The 20337-nt window shown below is 63.1% G+C and carries 16 protein-coding genes; 5 read left to right on the top strand and 11 right to left on the bottom strand.

All coding sequences use genetic code 11. The annotated features are described in order from the left end of the window. Window positions 1-2: 2 nt before the first annotated feature. From NWV16_RS10705 to NWV16_RS10685, 5 genes are all read right to left on the bottom strand, one after another. Window positions 3-629 (bottom strand): SCO family protein, encoded by a 627-nt coding sequence (locus tag NWV16_RS10705; protein ID WP_260522978.1) that lies wholly within the window; start codon window positions 627-629, stop codon window positions 3-5. Continuing rightward, window positions 626-1276, bottom strand: a complete 651-nt coding sequence (locus tag NWV16_RS10700; RefSeq protein ID WP_260522977.1) for an SCO family protein — start codon at window positions 1274-1276, stop codon at window positions 626-628. Before NWV16_RS10700 ends, NWV16_RS10705 begins: the two co-directional genes overlap by 4 nt. 13 nt (window positions 1277-1289) lie before the next feature. Continuing rightward, the gene (locus NWV16_RS10695) at window positions 1290-3212 is read right to left on the bottom strand and encodes a YncE family protein (RefSeq protein WP_260522976.1); all 1923 of its coding nucleotides are present in this window, start codon (window positions 3210-3212) and stop codon (window positions 1290-1292) included. A gap of 72 nt (window positions 3213-3284) precedes the next feature. Continuing rightward, complete coding sequence (gene mnxG / locus NWV16_RS10690) at window positions 3285-9128, bottom strand: manganese-oxidizing multicopper oxidase MnxG (RefSeq protein WP_312846925.1); 5844 nt, start codon at window positions 9126-9128, stop codon at window positions 3285-3287. Between the two features lie 201 nt (window positions 9129-9329). After that, on the bottom strand, window positions 9330-9941 hold the full coding sequence (locus tag NWV16_RS10685; protein ID WP_260522975.1) for a lytic transglycosylase domain-containing protein: 612 nt from the start codon (window positions 9939-9941) through the stop codon (window positions 9330-9332). A gap of 203 nt (window positions 9942-10144) precedes the next feature. Here NWV16_RS10685 and gspG point away from each other — a divergent pair, with 203 nt between their 5' ends. The 3 genes from gspG to NWV16_RS27730 all read left to right on the top strand — a co-directional run bounded on the left by gspG (window position 10145) and on the right by NWV16_RS27730 (window position 12406). Next, on the top strand, window positions 10145-10573 hold the full coding sequence (gspG, locus tag NWV16_RS10680) for a type II secretion system major pseudopilin GspG (RefSeq protein ID WP_260522974.1): 429 nt from the start codon (window positions 10145-10147) through the stop codon (window positions 10571-10573). A gap of 14 nt (window positions 10574-10587) precedes the next feature. Beyond that, entirely contained in the window at window positions 10588-11775 is a 1188-nt protein-coding gene (locus tag NWV16_RS10675; RefSeq protein ID WP_115077250.1) for a type II secretion system F family protein, read from the top strand. A 79-nt stretch (window positions 11776-11854) separates the two neighbouring features. Continuing rightward, window positions 11855-12406, top strand: a complete 552-nt coding sequence (locus tag NWV16_RS27730; RefSeq protein WP_312846924.1) for a hypothetical protein — start codon at window positions 11855-11857, stop codon at window positions 12404-12406. Between the two features lie 149 nt (window positions 12407-12555). Here NWV16_RS27730 and NWV16_RS10665 read toward each other — a convergent pair whose 3' ends face one another. Continuing rightward, window positions 12556-13455, bottom strand: a complete 900-nt coding sequence (locus tag NWV16_RS10665) for a LysR family transcriptional regulator (protein ID WP_260522973.1) — start codon at window positions 13453-13455, stop codon at window positions 12556-12558. A 161-nt stretch (window positions 13456-13616) separates the two neighbouring features. Here NWV16_RS10665 and NWV16_RS10660 point away from each other — a divergent pair, with 161 nt between their 5' ends. Beyond that, a complete protein-coding gene (locus NWV16_RS10660; protein WP_260522972.1) occupies window positions 13617-14633 on the top strand; it encodes an alpha/beta hydrolase in 1017 nt (338 codons plus the stop codon). 63 nt (window positions 14634-14696) lie between these two features. Then, a complete protein-coding gene (locus NWV16_RS10655; protein ID WP_260522971.1) occupies window positions 14697-16124 on the top strand; it encodes a mechanosensitive ion channel family protein in 1428 nt (475 codons plus the stop codon). A 58-nt stretch (window positions 16125-16182) separates the two neighbouring features. On the opposite strand, the gene ycaC is transcribed toward NWV16_RS10655, so the two are convergent. From ycaC to NWV16_RS10630, 5 genes are all read right to left on the bottom strand, one after another. Further along, window positions 16183-16809, bottom strand: a complete 627-nt coding sequence (gene ycaC, locus NWV16_RS10650; RefSeq protein WP_260522970.1) for an isochorismate family cysteine hydrolase YcaC — start codon at window positions 16807-16809, stop codon at window positions 16183-16185. A 69-nt stretch (window positions 16810-16878) separates the two neighbouring features. Continuing rightward, on the bottom strand, window positions 16879-18717 hold the full coding sequence (locus NWV16_RS10645) for an amidohydrolase (RefSeq protein WP_260522969.1): 1839 nt from the start codon (window positions 18715-18717) through the stop codon (window positions 16879-16881). A gap of 45 nt (window positions 18718-18762) precedes the next feature. Then, complete coding sequence (locus NWV16_RS10640; protein WP_260522968.1) at window positions 18763-19389, bottom strand: antibiotic biosynthesis monooxygenase; 627 nt, start codon at window positions 19387-19389, stop codon at window positions 18763-18765. After that, entirely contained in the window at window positions 19382-19798 is a 417-nt protein-coding gene (locus NWV16_RS10635; RefSeq protein WP_260522967.1) for a DoxX family protein, read from the bottom strand. The genes NWV16_RS10640 and NWV16_RS10635 overlap by 8 nt, the downstream gene beginning before the upstream one ends. A 179-nt stretch (window positions 19799-19977) precedes the next feature. Further along, window positions 19978-20325, bottom strand: a complete 348-nt coding sequence (locus NWV16_RS10630) for a DUF6124 family protein (RefSeq protein ID WP_409519348.1) — start codon at window positions 20323-20325, stop codon at window positions 19978-19980. Window positions 20326-20337 lie beyond the last annotated feature (12 nt).

The raw sequence follows: 20337 nt of genomic DNA, 5'->3' as shown, positions 1-20337 counted from the left end.
ACTCAGCGGCCGGCCATGGGCATTGTCAGCAACTGCAAGCGCTGGGCAATGGCGGCGGCCGGGGCATCGGGACGGATTTTGCTCCAGCGTTTGTTGGCGACATCGCCGACGATCAACTGGGTCGAGTGCTGCTCGGGCGTCGGCACGATCTGCCCGATGCGGCCCAGCACCAGGTCCATCTGCGCCTTGTCGCCGGTGAGGAAAAGCCAGTGAGGGTCATCGGCACCCTGCTTCAAGGTGTAAGCCTTGAGCACCGCCGGCGTGTCGCGCAGCGGATCACTGGTAAGGGAAATGAAGGTGATGCCGTCGGCCTTGTCGCCCAGCAGCTCGCGGACTTCCTTGAGCTTGCGGGTGATCAGCGGGCAGGCGTCATTGCAACGGGTGAAGATCACGTTGAGCAGCACCACGCGGTTGTGCAGCGCGTCGCTGTAGAAACGCTGGACGTCACCGTTCTGATCCAGCAACGGCGTGTCGGTGAACCAGGTTTTCGCGTCGTGGGTGCCTTTGGCCGGTGCCGGCGCAGCGCTGGCCGTTGTCGGTGCAGGTTGTTCGTGGCCTTCGTGGGCCAGGGCCATGGCGCTGAAAATCCAGAAACACACCGTCAGGGTGATCCAGTCCAGGGTTCTCATGGTTGTTGCTCCATGGCAATCGCGGTGTGTTTGGCGTGGGTGCGCAGGCCGCTGAGTTTCTCGACTTCCCTGGCCAGCAATACCGGGTCGGTGAAGCCGTAATAGCGAGTCCAGTGGCGACTGTTGCCGTCACCGACGAGGATCAGCGGCTGGTGATTCTTGAAGTCGCCGCTGAAAGTGCCGAGGCCCTTGAGGGTGGCGGTGATCGATTGCGGCGAACCGGTGAGCCAGCTCCAGCCCGGGCCTTTCTGGAAGGCGCGGGCGTAATCCTGCAGGCGTTTCGGGTCATCGCGCTGCGGATCGATGCTGATCGACACCAGTTGCACTTCGGTGCCGACCCGGGCACCGAGCTGTTTCTGCACCTTGCCCATGATCGACGAGACCACCGGGCACACCGTCGTGCAGCTGGTGTAGATGAAACTCATGACGACAATCTTGTTGTGCACCAGATCCTGCTCCAGGTGCACGGTCTTGCCGTTCTGGTCGAGTAGCGGCACGTCGGCGAATTTGACCTGGGCATGCTGCTGGCTGTTGGCGGCTGGGGCCGTGTGCCCGGCGTGCTCGTCCGCCGAGTGGGCGCTGGCCTGCTGGATACCGGCGGCCAACAGGCACAGGGTCAGCAGGCCACGGGATGCAAATCGGTTCATGGTCGTTACCTCGTCACTGGGTCTGGCCGGGCAGCACCCGGACACTGGCAAATGTCTTGTCGTCGAAACCGGCGCCCAGCGAGGCCGCGCGCACATGCAGGTACCAGGCGCCGCTGCGGTCGAGGGTCACCGGCGCTTCGTACACGCCGTCGGCGACTTCCTGTGCCGCCACTTCGCGGGGGCGCGAGGTCGGCGCGAGGAAGTAGCGCAACTGCACGTCGGTCACGCCGCTGCGCTGGATCTTCTGTTTGCCCTGGACGATGCGAAAACGCACCACATACGGGTCGTTGAGGGCCACGGCGGTCTTGTCCAGCAGGAACTCGACTTTGGGCAGGCCCAGATGTTTTTCAGGCGCGCCGTCGGACGCTACCTGCGCGGTGAAGCAATGAATGATGTTTGGCTGGTTGAGCAGGAACGCCACGTCGAAGCGCCCCGCCGCCGGCAGCTTGACCCGTGCGCTGTAGAGCCCCGGCGACACTTCGCGCAGGCTGCGGTCGATCACCAGCGCGGCACGGGCGATCTGCCCCCGGTTGGGGTAACCGGACATCGGCGCGTTCATGCCTTCGGCGTAGAAATAGGTGGTGTTGTCCACCGGGTTGACCACGAACACCGCATTGTCATCGCGCGATACCGCGAGGCTCGACGCCAGCGGCAGGTCCCCGGCCAGCCGTGGCGGCTGCGGCCCGGCCTCGAAACCCTGAGTAATCGGCTGACGCCCTTCGCCCAGCGAAGACAGGTTGATCATGGTGACTTTCGGCGAGGCCAGTCCGCGCACGTAGGCATAGGCCTGGGTGAACACCACTTGATAGGGTTCGGCTGAAACCTCCAGGTCATGGATCGCCGAATCGTTGGCCGCGTCGATCACCGTGGCGCGGTTCTCCATCGTGTTCAGCACCACGCCAAAACGGCCGTCGGCGCTGAAACCCATCGGGCCGAGGCCCTGTTGCAGCTTGATTACCCGCCTTACTGCGCGGCTGTTGCTGTCGATCACGGTGACGGTGCCGTCCTTGCCATCGGCCACGTACACCGCGCCGGACAGCGGCGAGTACGCCACCGACAGCGGGCTGGAACCGGTTTGCACCTGTTGCAACAGGCTCAGACTGGCGACGTCGATGACGCTGAGGGTGCCGTCGTCGCGGTTGCTGACGAAGGCGAAACGGCTGTCCTTGCTGAAGGTGATTTCGTGATGGCCGCGACCGGTCATCAGGTGTTTCAGCGGTTTGAGGCTCTGGGTGTCGATCACCGTAACGCCTGACGCTTCAGCCTTGCTCGCGTTGTTGCCGACCCACAGCAGGCGCTCGTCCGGTTGCAGCGCGACTCGCACTGGCTGGCTGCCGGCGGACACCGAGTCGATGACCTTGAACTGCTCGCTGTCGATCACCGCCACTTCTCCCGCCGCCGGCATCGACACGAAGACCTTTTTGTTGTCCTTGGGCGTGACCCAATCCATCGGCGATTGCTTGAGTTCGATCCGCGCCAGCGTGCTGGTGATGCCGCCGACCGAGACAGAGGGATCGACCACCGAAACGCTGGCATCGCGGTTCATCACCAGCAGGAAATAGCTGTTGAGATCGAGCAATGGCCGCGCGCCGATGTTGGATTTGAGGAACGTGCCGACCCGCGACTTGCAGCTCTGATCGCGGCCCTGGGCCTGATCGGCGGCAACGGTTTGCGGATCGATCCACGCCCCCGGCGCCACACCGGACAACGGCTGGCCGGACGCGCCGTCGGTGACGCGAAACTGCACGTCAGCGAACTCGCCCTCACGCAACTGGCCGTCGCTGGCCAGCGGCTTCAGGTTAAAGGCAATCGATACGCCGTCGCGGGTCAGCACCTGCCCGGCGCCGGTTTGCGCCAGGGCTATCTCGCTCAGCGTGAGCAGCGCGCCGGCCATCGCCAGCAGGCAGATGCCGATAATGTTGATGATCCTGTTCATGGATCTCTCCCCTGCAAACCTTTCCCCGACAGCTCTCACAGTTTTTGCATCCACCGATCCATCGCATTCCAGCTACTGAGCAGGCGGCGCCGGCTCCGGCTCATTGGTCACCCGCAGCAATCCCCACAGCCCCGAGGTATTGCCGTAGGCGGCGTAATCGCGGAACAGGTAGTCCCCCGGTATCGCGTTGCTGCCCCCGGCGCTCAGGATCATGAAGCTGAAGTGCGCCGCCGGCAGAACGCTCTCGTGAGCGCCGATGTACATCGACATCGGGTTGTAGCCGAAGCGCACCGAGCCCACACCCGGCGTGCCCATCGGGTAGCCACCGGTGTCGCTCTTCTCGGCCTGGAACGGGTTGAGCGACCAGACATGTCCGTCGAGCTGGAACGTCGTGCCGCGACTGCCGCCGCTCGGCATCAGGATGTGCGTACGCAACGGCTGCCCCGGTTTGGCATACAGCACCGGCGTCTGCGGATCGCCCCCCACCAGCGCATTGCTGTAGGCCATGTGCGCGTTGGTCATGTCGCCGTAACCGGCGCCATCGGCATGGCCGAACGGCGCATCCGGAGCGAGGCCGAAGCGATACCACAGCGGCTCGGTCTTGTAGTTGATGGCCATGCTCGAGTTGTCCTGCGGATCGGTCGGCACGCCGAAGCCCTCGGCAGCGATGCCTTCGACCGGCCGGCCATTGGCCCAGCGCGTGTTCAGCGCCTTGTGCCAGACCATCGCGAAGTCGCGGTAGGTCGTCTGCCCCGGTGCGGTGACCGTGGCGTTGACCTTGCGCGCATCGTCGACCCAGGTCGCGCCGATCGGCAGGATGCTCATCGCCCCCCCCAGACCTTTTTGCGGTTGCTTGATCACATCCGCCGGGGTGATGTTCAGGCCACCGAATTCCACGGCCGTGGCGTTGATGTTGTCGACACTGCGCCCCAGTTGAGTCACCGGTTTGCCTTCACGCTCCAGATGCCCGGCGTAGTACTGATAGGTACGGGTCGGGTAGGCGCCGCTGCTGCCAACCCGTGGCGGCACGGTCTGGATCGGGTTGGCGCCGACGTTGGCACCGTCGGATTTGGTGATGTCGTAGGCCAGCAGTTGGGCGTGCAGCCCCACGTGGCTGGACGGCCGCATCAGGTTGTTGCTGAAAGTGGTCGAGCCCAGGCCGCTGTTGCGGTCACGCTTGACGATGCCTTGCATCACCGCGGTCTGGGTCAGGTCCGGCATCACGCTGGGCAGACGGTTTTCCAGGGTGATGTTGATGCAGTCCCCCGCCGCGGCGCGCAGCACCAGCGGTTCGACCGGAATGCCGGGTTTGAGCTTGCCGCTGACCGGATCGAGGTCGGATTTGCGCACGTACAGGATCGCCGTCGGATCATGCAGCGGCCCGCTCTGGCCACCGATGGTGATGGTCTCGCCGTCCTCCGGATCAGTCACGGTCACTTGCGGGATGCTCACCGTGCGCGAGTTCAGCACCAGGGTGCCGCCCGCCGGATTCAGCGGCCCGCCGACATGCTGACCGAGCCCGGCAGAATCGCCGATGCTCAGGCCCAGCGAATTGCCGAGGATGTCGTTGGCCAGCGCGGCGACCACTTCATAGTTGCGCTGCACCGTCGGCCGGGTGCCGATGCCGTTGGGGTTGGCGCTGATCCGTGGGCAGCTGCCTTCAAACGCCACGGTGTTGCGCATGCCGGCCGGGTTCGGGTTGTTGGGGATGGCGAACAGGTCATTGCGTTTGGCCGTGTAGTTGCGCATCACGCCCCAGATCCCGCTCCAGTAGCCTTCGATCGAAGCGTCCATCGAGTACAGATAGTCACCGGTGGTCGCGGCGGAACTGGACAGCATCGAAACGGGTGCGATGAAGCCCATCTGTTCAGAGATGCCGATCATCTGCGAGGCGCGCCAGCCAGAGTTGGAGCTGTTGCCGAAACCGGAACCGCTCTGCAGCCATTTCACGCCGTGCAGGGTGACGTTGTGCTCTTCCTCGTGGCCGCCGGCATGGACCCGCAGACGCACGTTGTCGCCGGTGTAGGTACGCAGCATCGGGGTGAACGGATCGCCCGGCTCGCTGCCGCCCTTGTTGATGTGCGGCGGGAACAGCGTGGTGCCGCCGGTCGGGCCGGTGGCAGCCGTCACCAGATTCGGCGCCAGGTTCATCGCCGGGATCGCCCGGTCGGTACGGCTTTGCATGGCGTACGCCAGATCGCCGCCGAGGCCGTCGGCCTGCATGCCGCGCTTGCCGTCCGGGCCGACCTTGTTCGGGTCGTAGACCCGCAGGGCCAGCGGCTCGTTGCGATAGTTGACGACGAACATGCCCGGATCATCCACGGAGATCGCTTGCGGGCAAGGCCGGCTCGGGCAGCCCGGCACCTGACCGCCCTGCATTTCCAGCACGCCCTCGAGCAAGGAGCTGGCGTTGCTGCGCACCGGCGGGTTGATCGCGTAGCGGAAGCTGTCGGCGGTGGCCGGAAACGCTTGCGGATCAGGCACGCCGTTAGGGCCGGCACCCACGTACACGCCGGCTTCATAGGCGTGCTGGAAGTCGCTGTATTCGAGGAAGAACTCACGGTAGCTGTCGTTCTTGCCGTCGCCGTCGAGGTCGCCGGTGTTGATCACCGCCTGCCACGAGGTCGGCCCGCCGTCCTGGCGCGCGCCGCTGTACAGAGGCTCGCCGGTTTCGGCGTGGAACCAGGTGGAACCGGCCGGCTCCGCCAGCACCGTGGCATACAGCCCGATCTGCTGGTGAGTCGATGGGCCGAGGTGGTCGTGGGTGAAGATCGTGCCCAGCCCCCGGTCCACGCCCTTGGCGTTGACCACCGGATCGACGAACCAGCGCTGCATGGCCGTGCGTGCGCCCATCCAGTCGCTGCGCCCGAATTGGCCGAAGAATGGATGCGCCTTGGCTTTCGGGCACGCCTGGGTGCCGTCGCGCGGGTCGCTGCCCTCGCACTGGTTGAACTCGCGGATCGCGTGAATGCGTTCCTGAACAGCGCCTGGGGAGAGCACGCCGTCCTCGTAGTTCCAGCCGTTGGAGGAACCGTCGGCGGACGTCAGGTCCCACTTCGGCAGGTGGATGTGCTGGCCGATCACGTCGGTCGGGGTGCGCACCTGATAGTCGTCCATCTCGTAGGTGGCGGGCACCAGGTTGGTTTGCTGGTATTGCACGCAATCGAAGGTGTTCATGCGCATCACCAGCGGCTCTGGCGGACGCTGTTTGGTAATTACCGGCCAGGCGTCTTCCCACAGCGCCAGAATCCGGGCTTGCGGGAAGTGATAACCGACTTTGTTGTAGACCGCATCGAACTGAATGTTGGCGGCCTTGTAGACCCGCGGCCGGTCGGCGGTAAAGGTCGAGGCGCCGACGAAGGACATACCGTCCAGCCGGTCGCCGCTGGCGAATTCACCGGTGCCGGCGCTGCTGGTCAGGCGTTTTTGCCGGTCGTCCATGCACGGTTCGTAGTACGGCGCGCCGGCCATCGGCAAGGCGCCGTTGGTGCGGAAGGCCTTGGCCACGATTTGATTGCCGGGCAGCAAGGCAAAGCTTGGATGATCTTTCTTTGCGTGGAAGGCCATCGCGGCCTGTTCGACCTCGGTGCCTTCTTCCGGCAGGTAGATCGGTTTGGCCCGGGTGACTTCCTTGGAGAAATCCAGCGAGGTAGTGACGGTGTGTGCTTCTCCTCCGGCCGACTTGCCGTCCAGGGCATGGCGCGGCAGGCCGCCGTCCCAGCCGCCGGACTGATTCGGGTCGAGGTTGGCCCACAGCGCCTTGCCGCTGGCTTTCAATGATTGCGCGGTGGCGGCGTCGAGCATGTCCAGCGGTGGGGTTGGCGGACGCTGACCCACCGAACTTTCCATGCCGCCGATCCAGAATGGATAGCCGGGGTTTTTCAGGCTGCCGTCGGCGTTGCGGTTGGCTTCGCTGCGATCGACCAATGCCAGGGAACCGATGGCTTGCGATCCGCCGTTGCCGCCATGGTGTTCGCCATCGTCATCGCCCTCTTCTTCCTCATCGTCGTCATCGTGGCCGGCGACCAGGGTTTCACCGATTTTCGGCACGACCACCACTTTGCCCGGCATCGGGGCCATGGCTTTGCCGGGCAGCGGCACGACGGCCGGAATCGGCGTGCCGGCAATGATCTCGCCATCCGGCAAGGCGCGGGCACCAGCGGCCGGTTTACCGCTGCGCAGTGCGTAAGGTTCGCTGTGATAACCATCGACGCCCTGTTGCGACACTTCCAGCCGGGTGCCTTCTTCGAACACATCATGCACCCGCCACATCGACCACATGCCCTGAGCGAAATGCGGATAGAAGTGACAGTGATAGATCGCATCGCCGGCCACCCGGTTGCGGTTGCCGGAGCCGCCGTTGGCGATTTCGTAGGTATAGCCGGCGCCCGGACCAATGCCTTGGGCATCGACATAATCGGAGTTGTCATCATTGGGGTTGAACAGCCACTGGTGACCGTGCAGGTGGAAGATGTGCTGCTCGTGGCCGTTGTGGGTGTTGCGGAATTTGACGAAGTCACCGATGTAGCTGTGATTGACGTTCGACGGCTCCGACGGATAAAGGGCCATGGTGGCCTTGACGCCGACCTGATCGGCGCTGGGTGTCTGGCCGGGGGCGATGTTCTCGAGCCCGGTGTTGGCCGGCACATCCACCAGCATCGCCACGTCACCGACGGTGTGCGAGCTGAGGAAGAATTCTTCATAGGCGCAGGACAGGCAATCGTGCATAGGCCCCACGCCGAGACGGTTGGCGACCACTTCAGCGCCCATGCCGCCGGAACCGTAGTTGATCATGAACGAGTCGCGGGTCGGCTCCAGCACATGGGCCATGACGGGGTCGGCCCAGTAGGCGGGGAATGCCTGGGTCGCGGCAGTTTCATCCTGGAACTGCGAGGCGAAATCGCGAAATGGTTCAAGGCGGTTGGGGATCGCCGGGTTGCGTTTGCCCATCGATTCCAACGGATAGGTGCTGGGCGCAAAACTGCCATCGGCATTGCTGCCCATGACAATCGCATCGCTTTCGCTGGAGATGATTTCGTTGCCGTCGACCATGCTGATGATCGGCGTGCCAGCCTTGCCTTCGCGCAGCCATGGTTCGCGCTGCGGGTAGCGAGCCTGGTAATCGACGATGGGTTGACCGGCCGGTGTACGACCGGTGGTGGCCAGACGCATTTCTTCTTCAGTGAGAGTATTGCGATAGGTGCGGCCCGACTTCGGCACCACCACGACCTGGCCGAACAGGCCATTGGCGGTATTCCCGGCCGCGCCCTCGCCACCGAATGTCGCGCCGCGACTGCTGACGGCAAACGCTCCTTCGCGCTCGGCGTACAGCACATACGAACGGCTCGCGCCCGGCGGCACCAGGGTATTGGCGTTACGCCCGGTATAGGAGGAAATGTCGTCGATGCTGTTCACCGCTTGCAGGCCGTTTACCTGGAAACCGACATGGCGGTCGGCGACCTGCTCGTCGACTTTGAAAGCATCGGCGCCGTTGGCGCTCTCGGTGCCCTCCTCGCCTTCCTCGCCTTCAGGGCCTTCGAAATGCTTGTTCGGGTTGGCCTGATAATCGAGCAGGTTCTGCAGGTTGATCGTCAGGCAATCACCGGCGGCCACCCGCAGCACCAGCGGCCGCGGGCGCTTGTCCGGCCGCAGCGAGACTTTGCCCGGCACCGCGCTGCCGCCATTGGCCAGCGAAACGTCATGCTCATCCACCACATCGCGGCGCAGCGCGTACATCATCCCGTTGGCATTCTGCGCACCGAGGCGGTTGAACATCAGCGGTTGATCGAAGGCGACGACGTTGGCCACCAGATTGCGCTCACAGCGCACGGTGGCGCTGGCCAGTTCGACACTGAGCATCGAGACCAGCAACAGCAGCCAGTTCAACAGGGACGGTGCGTGGTGAATGCCAACCATGATCGGAAACCTCGTAGTGGGTGCTCACAGGGAACGATTCTCGATAAACCCCTTGGAGCAATCCGCATGCCACAAAAAATTGCTTTTCATCTCAATCAGTTACACAAGCCATTTGAGAATCCGGGGGATATTCCCCACCCGTTTCCCCACTTTTCCGGCCCCTCGGATTTGCCCCGAAAGTGGGGAAATCCGTGTCCGGACCTACAACGGCGCGTCCACTGCCAGCCCTTGCAGACGCCGGTACTGGCGCAAGACGCTGGGTACATAACGTCGGGTTTCGGCGAACGGCGGGATCACCCGGCCGCGGCTGAGCACCGCGTCAGGTCCGGCGTTGTAAGCCGCCACGGCCAGGGCGATGTCGTTGTTGAACAGGGTCATCAGGCGCTTGAGGTATTTGGCTCCGCCCTGGATGTTGGCCTTGGGGTCGTAGACGTCTTTCACCCCCAGCTCGCGGGCGGTGTCGGGCATCAATTGCATCAGTCCGCCGGCCCCCTTGGGCGAGGTGGCGCCGGGGTTGTAATTGGATTCGGACTTGATCACCGCGTGCAGCAAGGCTTCAGGCAGCTGATTGGCGCTGGCCGCCGCTGACACCAGCTCGGCATAGGGCTGGTTGGCGATCAATTGCGGTTGCCGGTCAAGGCTGACCAGCGGCGCATCGGCTTCGCGGATCACCCGCTCGTAAGTGCGTCCGGGACGGTGGACGTTGGACAGCACGTAGCTGCCCTTGGCGTCCACGGATACGAAGACATCGGCTTGCGCGACACCGACTGACAGCACGCAGCCGAGCAGTCCTGCAGTGAATGAATGGATCATTGGGCCTCCCCTGACAGGCCCCGAAAAATTGGGGGAAATGCCCCACTGACCCGTCGTCATCCAGCCCTACGCAAGCACTGTGCCGAATCTTGAAGAGCCCGTAATACAAGGGCTACAGCCCGACAGCCGAATTTATCGGGGGCTGAGCATGGCAATTGCATAAGCCCCTGTGGCGACACGGCTGCCACTCACGGGAGGTCATCATGAAGCTGCATTTTCGTCCGCATGTCCAACGCGGTTTCACCCTGCTCGAATTGCTCGTGGTGCTGGTGGTGCTTGGCCTGTTGGCCGGGATCGTCGCGCCCAAATATTTCGCCCAGCTGGGGCGTTCCGAAGTGAAGGTCGCCAAGGCGCAGATCGAAGGCCTGAGCAAGGCGCTGGATCTTTATCGGCTGGAAGTCGGCCACTACCCGTCCACCGAACAGGGCTTGCAGGCGCTGGTGACCGCACCGAGCGACGAAGCCAAATGGACCGGCCCGTACTTGCAGAAAAAACTGCCGCAGGATCCGTGGGGGCGTAACTACACCTACCGCTATCCCGGCGAAAACGCCGAGTACGACCTGCTCTCGATGGGCAAGGACGGCCAGCCCGGCGGCGAAGGCGAAAACGCCGAAGTCACCAACTGGCAATGAGCGGAGCACAGCGCATGCGTTTTCATTTGAAGGCAGTGGGCAAGGCCGGGGTGGTGTCGCTGAGCGTAGAGGCGCCCGGCCAGAGCGAAGCGCGGCGCATCGCCGAGGATCAAGGCTTGCGCGTGGTCAGCCTGCACGCCGAGCGTCACTGGCGCTCGTTGCGTCTGAGCAAACGTGAAACCTTCAACCTGGTGCTGTTCAGCCAGGAACTGACCACCCTGCTCAACGCCGGCCTGCCACTGATCGATGCACTGGAAAGCCTGGCCGAAAAAGAAACCGCCCCCGCCGCCCGCAAAACCCTGAGCGAGCTGGTGCGGCTGCTGTACGAAGGCAAATCCTTCTCCCAGGCACTGGGCCAGTTGTCGGCGGTTTTCCCGCCGTTGTACGTGGCGTTGGTACAGTCCAGCGAGAAGACCGGCGCGGTCGGCGATGCGCTGGGCCGCTACGTGAGCTATCGCCAGCGCATGGACGAGGTGCGGCAGAAGATCGTCAGCGCCTCGATCTATCCGCTGTTGTTGCTGGTGGTCGGCGGTGGCGTGGTGCTGTTTTTGATGGGCTACGTGGTGCCGCGCTTCAGCCTGGTGTTCGAAGGGCTGGGCTCTAACCTGCCGTGGCTGTCGCAGATCCTGATGAGCAGCGGCATGTTTCTGCACGCCCATCAGGGTGAGTTTTTTGGCCTGTTGGCGACAATCGTCATCGCCCTCGCCGTGCTGCAGAAACAACCGGCGTTTCGCCGTGGGCTGGATCGACTGGTGGAGAAACTGCCCGCCGTGCACCAGCGGATTTTCATGTATGAGCTGGCGCGGTTTTACCGGTCACTGGGGATTCTGCTGCAAGGCGGGATTCCACTGGTGACGGCCATGGGCATGGTGCGCGGCCTGCTCACCGTAGCTTCGCGGGCGCGGCTGGATCAGGCCTGCGAGCGGGTGCGCGAGGGGCAATCGCTGTCCACCGCGCTCGAGCTCAACCGTCTGGTGACACCCGTGTCCCTGCGCCTGCTGCGCGCCGGCGAACAGTCCGGCAACCTCGGGCAAATGATGGAACGCAGCGCCGATTTCTACGATGAGGAAATCAGCCGCTGGATCGAGTGGTTCGTGCGTCTGTTCGAACCGCTGCTCATGACCTTCATCGGCCTGTTGATCGGGGTGATCGTGATCCTGATGTACATCCCGATCTTCGAACTGGCTTCGAGTATCCACTGACCTCGGGAACGGGTCGGATCACACGCAAAAACAAGGCACATCCACGTTCCCAATCAAGACAACAAAGACGGAGAACGATATGCACATTAAAAAGCTAGTGCTCGCAATGGCCATCGGCGCAGTCCTGTCGGCGTCTACCGTACTGATTCCGGACAACCTGTCCGGGATATCGAGTGTTCAGGCCAAGGAAGGGGGAAGTGGTGGCGGCGGTGGTGGAGGTAGTGGCGGTGGAGGCAGTGGCGGCGGCGGTGGCGGTGGACACGGCGGTGGTGGAGGCGGTAACGGCGGTGGTGGCGGCAATGGAGGCGGCGGCAGCGGAGGCGGTGGTGGCAGCGGTGGCAATGGTGGTGGTCACGGCGGCAGCGGCAGTGGTGGCAACAGTGGCCACAGCGGCAGTGACCACGGTTCGGGCCATTCCGGCAGCACGGCGTCATCGGGTCGCAGCGGAACGCATTCGGAACCCGGTGATGACCACGGTGTGCATCGCGCGGGCGAAGTCGGCGATGACCATGGCGTGCATCGCGCCGGTGAAGTCGGTGATGACCGAGGCCAGCATGCGGCGGGCGAACCCGGTGATGATCGCGGCGTACATGTCGGCGGTGAGCCTGGCGATGACAAGCGGGCCAACTGACCCGAACTGAAAACACCGCAACCCCTGTGGGAGCTGGCTTGCCCGCGATAGGGCCCGGTCAGGTAGCACGTCACTCCCTGACCCACCGCTATCGCGGGCAAGCCCGGCTCCCACAGGCCTCATCGCTGCCCACCAGGTAGCCGCCAAACCTAGAGAGCGACGTGTTTTTGATCCAGCCGCTCACGCAAAAACTCGATCAACGCCTGCACCGGCCGTGACGCCTGACGATGTTGCGGATACACCGCCGACAACGTCAGCGGTTCGGGCCGAAACTCGTCCAGCACCGGCACCAGCCGCCCATCCTTCAGCGCCGCGCCGACAATGAACGTCGGCAGATAGGTAATCCCCATCCCCGCCACCGCCGCATCCCGCAGCAATTCACCGTTGTTGACGCGCATCCGCCCGGTGACATTCACCAGCAGCGGCTTTCCCTGCCCCGCGTTGAACCGCCACTGCACCGAACGCCCGTGGCCGTAAGGCAGGCAGTCGTGGCCGAGCAGATCTTCCGGTTTGACCGGCGTACCGCGCTCGGCCAAATACCCCGGACTGGCGCAGTAAACCCGCTCGATTGACGCGATGCGGCGGGCGATCAGAGTCGAGTCTTCCAGCACACCGATACGCAGCGCCAGATCGTAACCCTCACCCAGCAGATCCACCGGCCGATCACTCAGATCCACTTCCACCGTGACCTCGCGATAACGCTGCAGAAACGGTGGCAGCAAGCAGCCCAGATGCGCCAATGCAAACGACAGCGGCGCACTGACGCGAATCGCTCCGCGCGGCTCGGCGGTTTGCCCGGCGATGCCCTGCTCCACCTGTTCGACTTCACTCAATAGTCGCAGCGCCGATTCGTAATAGCTCTGGCCCAGCGGGGTCACGTCCAGACGCCGGGTGGAGCGGTTGAGCAGACGCACGCCGAGGCGCTCTTCCAGTTGCATCAACCGACGGCTGACGAACTGCTTGGACAGGCCCAACTGATCGGCCGCCGCCGTGAAGCTGCCGGCGTCCATCACCTGGCAAAAAATACGCATGTCTTCGAACGGGTTCATTGTCACTCTCTGGTTGACAGTTAAACGCTTTATAGCCGCTTTTTCACTTTCCGGCACCTCATTAATCTGTGCTCACGGTGTTGCTGAGGCCTGAACCCCAGCGCCACAGCAGCCCGATCCCAACGCATACAAAAACTCAAACGACTGAAAAGGAATTGCACATGAACATCAAGAAAACCCTCGCCGCTTCCCTCCTCGCCCTGTCCGTCGGCAATGCATTCGCCGCCGAAGGCACTGGCGTCGAACACAACACCCAGGCCTTCCTCGATGCGCTCGCCGCCGGCGGCGGCAAACCGCTGGAGCAACTGAGCCCGAAAGACGCCCGCGCGGTACTGACCGGTGCCCAGGCTTCGGTGAAGGTTGACCTGTCGGGTGTTGACGTCAGCGACAAGGCGATCAAGGTCGATGGCCAGACGATCAACCTGAAAGTGGTGCGTCCGGCCAAGGTCAAGGGCGAGTTGCCGGTGTTCATGTTCTTCCACGGTGGCGGCTGGGTGTTGGGCGACTTCCCGACGCACCAACGCCTGATCCGTGATCTGGTGGTGGGCTCTGGCGCGGTTGCAGTGTATGTCGATTACACGCCGTCGCCGGAAGCGCAGTACCCGACTGCGATCAATCAGGCTTACGCGGCAACCAAATGGGTGGCCGAGCACGGCAAGGACATCGGGGTCGACGGCAAGCGTCTGGCGGTGGCCGGTAACAGCGTCGGCGGCAACATGGCAGCGGTCGTGGCGTTGATGGCCAAGGAACAGAAAACCCCGGCCCTGCGCTTCCAGTTGTTGATGTGGCCGGTGACCAACGCCGGTTTCGATAACGGCTCGTACCAGCAATTCGCCGAGGGCCACTTCCTGACCAAAGGCATGATGCAATGGTTCTGGGACAACTACACCACCAACCCGGCCGAGCGTGCGCAAATCCATGCCTCGCCGCTCAACGCCAGCGCCGAACAGCTCAAGGGCCTGCCCGCCGCACTGGTGCAGACCGCCGAGTTCGACGTGCTGCGTGACGAAGGCGAAGGCTACGCCCGCCACCTCGACGCTGCCGGTGTGCCGGTGACCTCGGTGCGCTACAACGGGATGATCCACGACTTCGGTCTGCTCAACCCGCTGAACGGGATTCCCGAAGTGAAGGCCGCCGTGCGCCAGGCAGCGGCAGAACTCAAGACCCATCTGAACTGAGTGCAACCCCTCGCCACACCTTCGGGTGTGGCGTTTTCTTTTGTGCCCGCCGGAGTTCACCTCATGAGCCTTTTTTCCGCCCATCTGCTGTCCTGGAGTGCCCTGCTGCTGGTGCTCGACGCGCTGATCTGGCACCTCACGCCGTTCAAGCATCGCGCGCAACGGGTCGCTGTGCGACTGGTGCTGTTTCTGGCCTTCAACGCACTGGTCATCAACGCCGGCGTCAGCCCGTTGCAGGTGCCGATGTTCGCCGATGACCCGGTGGCGCAACTCGGGGCGACGGCCCTGGGGATTCTCTGGTGGCTGTACGCCGCGCGGGTGCTCACCGAAGTCATCGGCCTGATCCTGATGCGCCGCATCGGCCACAGCGGCCGACTGCTGCAGGATGTGATCGGCGCACTGGTGTTTCTGGCGGCGATCGTTGCAGCGGCCGGTTATGTGCTGGACCTGCCGGTCAAAGGCTTGCTCGCCACCTCCGGAGTGGTCGCCATCGTGATCGGTCTCGCGCTGCAAAGCACCTTGGCCGACGTGTTTTCCGGCATCGTACTGAACACCACCAAGCCGTATCAGGTGGACGACTTCGTGGTGATCGACGGCGTCGAGGGCAAAGTGCTCGACATCAACTGGCGCGCCACGCACCTGTTGAGCAGCACCGGAACCCTGGCCGTGGTGCCGAACTCGGTGGCGGCCAAGGCCAAGATCGTCAACCTCAGCCGTCCGAACAACCTGCACGGCGTGTCGATCAGTATCAAGGTGCCGAACCATATCCGTCCGCGCCGCGTGCTCGACGCCCTCGACCGCACCCTGCAAGGCAGCAGCAGTCTGCTGCTGACGCCTGCGCCGAAAGCGGTCCTCAAGGAGGCCGGCGAAGAAATGTCGGAATACGTGGCCAGCGGTTTCATCGCCGAACTGGGCAAGAAAAGCGAAGTGCGCAATCAATTGTTCGACCTCGCTCATCGTCATCTCGAAGCGGCTGGTATTTCGCGGCACCCGGATGGTGTGATCGAACCCTCGACCCGCGCCCGTGCCTTGCTCGACGAAGTGAAAATCTTCCGTTCGCTCAGCCATGAAGAACGCGATCGCCTCGCCGAATCGATGGTCGCGCAGCAATACAGCGCCGGGCAGGTGGTGCTGGGCCTGGAGGAAGTCCCGGACAGCCTGTTCGTGATCGCCACCGGTGTGGTCAGCGCCAGCGTACCGGACGGCAATGGTTTCACCGAAGCCGGACGCATGGGGCCGAGTGAGGTCATGGGTGAACAGAGCATTCTGGCGGATACGCCTTCGCAGGCGACGTTTACCGCGTTGACGTCTTCGATCATTTACCGTCTCGACAAGAACCTGACCCGCCAGTGCATGGAACAGCGCAGCGAAGTCGGTCAGGCGCTGACCAAGTTGCAAGCGGTACGGCAGCAGAACAGCCGGCTGGCGTTGATGGCCAAGCCTGTGCCGGTACGCAAGGGCGGGTTTCTGGGGTGGTTGCAAAAGCGTTGAGCCCTTTTCGGCAGACAAAAAAATGCCCGCTCTTGAGCGGGCATTTTCTTTCGGCCAATTACTTGGCAGTGAACTTGGTGTAGCTGTTGATCAGGTTGCGATAGTTCGGCAGACGCTCGGACAGCAGGTTCGCCAGGCCTTCCATGTCGTTGCGCCAGTCACCCTGCAGCTCACACGCCACAGCAAACCAGTTCAGCAGGTGTGCACCCGCCGCCGACATGCGCGCCCACGCCGCTTGCTGCACGGTTTCGTTGAAGGTGCCCGAAGCGTCGGTCACCACAAACACTTCAAAACCTTCAGCGATGGCCGACAGAGTCGGGAACGCCACGCACACGTCAGTCACCACACCGGCGATGATCAGTTGCTTGCGACCAGTGGCCTTGATGGCCTTGACGAAGTCTTCGTTGTCCCAGGCGTTGATCTGGCCAGGACGGGCAATGAACGGCGCGTCCGGGAACTGGGCTTTCAGCTCAGGCACGATCGGACCGTTCGGACCGCTGTCGAAGCTGGTGGTGAGGATGGTCGGCAGGTTGAAGAACTTGGCGATGTCGCCCAGGGCCAGGACGTTGTTCTTGAACTCGTTCGGCGAGAAATCCTGCACCAGCGAGATGAGGCCGGTCTGGTGGTCGACCAGCAGGACCACGGCGTCGTCTTTGTTCAGGCGCTTGTAAGGAACGTTGCTCATGTGAAACTCCTCGGGGATGGGTGGTGCGTGAAGCGCCGGGCCACTCGGACCGGCGCCGTTATTTCGAAATCAGAAAGCGAAACAGGAACAGCCGAACGCGCCCCAGAAGCCGGCGAAGTCGCTGACCGGCGCATTCGACATGCGGGCTTTTTCATGGCTGTGGGAATGCACTGCACACGGACCGCTGCACTGGTGCACCTGGGCCTGCAACGGCGAGTTCGGGCGCCAGTGACCTGGCACTTTCACCACCGGCGACCAGTCGGGCAGTACCGGCAAGGCACGTGGACCGAGGTCTTCGAATTCGCCGGCGGAATAAACGATCTTGCCACCGACCACGGTCAGTACCGACTCGATCCATTTGATCGCCTCTTCCTCGACATGGAAGAAGTCCGCGCTCAGCGCTGCCAGATCCGCCAGTTGCCCGACCTTGATCTGGCCCTTCTTGCCCTGTTCGGACGAGAACCAGGCGCTGCCATGGGTAAACAGCTCCAGCGCGGTGGTGCGTGGCAAACCTTCTTCGTACAGTGCCAGACCGCCAACGGTGCGACCGCTGACCATCCAGTACAGCGAAGTCCATGGGTTGTAGCTGGACACCCGGGTGGCATCGGTGCCCGCACCGACCGGCACGCCTTCGGCAAGCATGCGCTTGATCGGCGGTGTGGCTTCGGCGGCTTTTTTGCCGTAGCGGTCGACGAAGTATTCACCCTGGAACGCCATGCGATCCTGAATCGCAATGCCGCCGCCCAGCGCCTTCACCCGTTCGATGTTCTGTGGAGTGATGGTTTCGGCGTGATCGAAGAACCAGGGCAAACCGTTGAACGGAATGTCGCGGTTGACCTTCTCGAACACGTCGAGCATGCGGCTGATGGATTCGTTGTAAGTGGCGTGCAGACGGAACGGCCAGCGCTGTTCGACCAGGTGGCGCACCACCGGCTCCAGTTCCTGCTCCATGGTCTGCGGCAGGTCCGGGCGCGGTTCGAGGAAGTCTTCGAAGTCCGCCGCCGAGAACACCAGCATTTCGCCGGCGCCGTTGTGGCGCAGGAAGTCATCGCCCTGATGCAACTTGACGCTGCCGGTCCAGTTCTGGAAATCGGTCAGCTCTTCTTTCGGCTTCTGGGTGAACAGGTTGTAGGCGATGCGCACGGTCAACTGGTCGTCTTTGGCCAGTTGTTCGATCACCTGATAATCGTCCGGATAGTTCTGGAAACCGCCGCCGGCATCAATGGCGCTGGTCAGGCCGAGACGGTTGAGCTCGCGCATGAACTGACGGGTCGAGTTGACCTGATATTCCAGCGGCAACTTCGGCCCCTTGGCCAGCGTCGCGTACAGGATCATCGCGTTCGGCCGCGCCACCAGCATGCCGGTCGGGTTGCCGTTGGCATCACGCACGATTTCGCCGCCCGGCGGGTTCGGCGTGTCGCGGGTGTAGCCGGCGACGCGCAAGGCAGCGCGGTTGAGCAGTGCGCGGTCATACAGGTGCAGGATGAACACCGGGGTGTCCGGCGCTGCCTGGTTGATCTCTTCGAGGGTCGGCATGCGTTTTTCGGCGAACTGGAATTCGTTCCAGCCACCCACCACGCGCACCCATTGCGGGGTCGGTGTGCGGTCGGCCTGATCCTTGAGCATGCGCAGCGCATCGGCCAGCGACGGCACGCCTTCCCAGCGCAGTTCGAGGTTGTAGTTCAGGCCACCACGGATCAGGTGCAAGTGCGAGTCGTTGAGGCCGGGAATCACGCAGCGGCCCTTGAGGTCGACCACTTGCGTACCGGCGCCGCGCAGGGCCATGGCCTGCGTATCGTTGCCGACGACGACAAAGCGTCCGTCCTTGATCGCCACGGCACTGGCGAGGGGTTTTTCGCGGTCTACCGTATGAAATTGGCCATTGAACAGAATCAGATCGGCGTTCATCGCAGTTCCTTCGAGATAAGTGAAACGAAGCCCATACCTGCCGGCTCAGCGCGGCGGGTTGGCATTGGATTCCAGGTGTTCATGGGGCTGACTCGCCGTCAGCCAGGGTGCGAACAGGCGCGTCGCGGCCGGCATGCACACGTACACCACCGACAGCACGATGGTCAGGGTGATCAGGAACGTGGCCACCACGTAGTTGGAGAGAAATGCATTGAGTTGCAGCAACGGCCCCCAGATCAGCGGCACCAGCAAGGTGTGCGGCAGAATCACGAACAACGTCACAACGGCCTGCTTCCAGCGTGGTGGTGGCGAGGCCGCATCGGCCAGTGGCGTGAACCAGAACTCATTGGCAGCGTTGACTTCGGTCTGGTCGCCGTCGGCGAGCATCGGTGCCGCTTCCTCGATCAGCTTCTGACGCTGCGGCGAATCGAGCCAGCGTTGCATCGCTTCGGTCGAGCAATAACGCAGCACGCAGGTGAACAACGCGAGGCCACCCTGTTTACTGCGCATCACGTCCACGCCCAGGTGCCCTTCTTCGCGTCCTGCCACGCTGACAATATTGCGCAGCCAGGTTTCGTACGGCTGTTCGAAACCGGCCTTGACCCGATGCTTGACGATCAGCGTCACGGTTTCTTCGGTTCCCGGCTTTATCGGGGACTGGGTATCAGACATAACGGAGCACTCCGGGCAATCGAGCATTGAGCGCCAGCCGTCCCGGCCCGGCGATCAGAACAGTGGTGAACAGAATCAACAGCAACCAGCCGAACTGCCCTTCGGCCACACTCCATTGCGGATGCACGAGCAGCAACGCCACCAGCAGCACAAACAGAATAGGCAAGCACGCCAATCTCACCAGTAACCCGGCGACGATCAGCAGCGGACAGAGGACTTCGGCAAAAATCGCCAGAATCAGGGTGAGGTGGGCACCGAGGTGAAACGGGTCTTCGATCAATTGCAACTGCGCCGTGAAGTCCAGCAGTTTGGGCAAGCCGTGGACAAACAGCAGAAACAACCCGCCGGAGAGCCGCAGGAACAGCAGGCCGAGGTCTTGCGCCTGGTCATTGCGTTGTGCAGCGTTCATGGTTCCCACCCCCGATCAATCATTGCAGGCAATGGTGCAACGATTGATCGGGGGGAAATTGGATGGGTGTGCTCTCTTTGGCGTTTTCAGGGCCGGAATCGTGATCGTTCCCGCGCTCTGCGTGGGAATGCAGTCCGGGACGCTCCGCGTCCCTTCCGGAGCCGAACGCAGAGCGCCCGTTACAGCGGCGCCTCAGCCTTCAGATCCAGATTATCCAGCGCCCGGTTCACAGCCAGTTCACCGAGCATGATCAACTGCGCAATCCCCAACGGCACATGCCGCTGCGAGCCGTCCACCAACCCGGCGAAGTCGGTGGCCATGGTTTTGGCCGAAGTCAGGGTTTCGCAGGCGTCGGCCAGCAGTTCTTCGCTGTCGATGCCGGGGGCGATGAGGTAGCGGGTGTTGAGACCCGATCGCTGATACGTCAGCGACCCGGAAGCGATAAGACCCACCCCAACAGCGCGCAAGCCGGCGGATTCTGGCGTACACGCAGGCGAAGGTGCAAGGCGTTGTGGCTTTGCTGACATACCCTTCAACAT

Origin of the sequence: Pseudomonas sp. BW7P1, assembly GCF_024981055.1 — a bacterium.
Classification (GTDB): Bacteria; Pseudomonadota; Gammaproteobacteria; order Pseudomonadales; family Pseudomonadaceae; genus Aquipseudomonas; species Aquipseudomonas bananamidigenes.
The sequence above is the reverse complement of the archived record's forward strand: the minus strand, read 5'-3'. Positions and strand labels throughout refer to the sequence as shown.